Source organism: Citrobacter sp. wls714 (genome assembly GCF_005281025.1).
GTDB classification, from domain to species: Bacteria; Pseudomonadota; Gammaproteobacteria; order Enterobacterales; family Enterobacteriaceae; genus Citrobacter; species Citrobacter werkmanii.
Genome location: NZ_SZWZ01000086.1, coordinates 1 through 311, shown reverse-complemented (window position 1 = coordinate 311; position 311 = coordinate 1). Strand labels below are relative to the sequence as shown.

The window sequence follows — 311 nt, the reverse complement described above, 5'->3', positions numbered from 1 at the left end:
CATAATGCCGATCACTGGCTCGTAGTTAGTTAACTGGTTAATTTGCTGCAGAAGCCGCTCTGATACCCATTGCGGCAGATCAGCAAGCGATTGCTGAAACGACTTCAAACCTTCAGAATTATTCATCACTACTCCTCTGAAAAATAATAAAAAACGGTAGAATCGTGAGATTCCGCCGTTAATTGCGTATGTTCAGAGTGATGATATATATCTGAAGATTTTTTCAATCCTCTGCGCTTGAGGCAGCTGCGCGACTGCTGGCTCAGGCAATGAATGAGTTATGGAAGGTGCGAACAAGTTCCTGATATGAG

General features: G+C 43.4%; 1 pseudogene. It reads right to left on the bottom strand.

Annotation, left to right across the window (positions count from 1 at the left end):
• Nucleotides 1-126: pseudogene (locus tag FDX11_RS25535) on the bottom strand (hypothetical protein); the annotation flags it as partial.
• Nucleotides 127-311 lie beyond the last annotated feature (185 nt).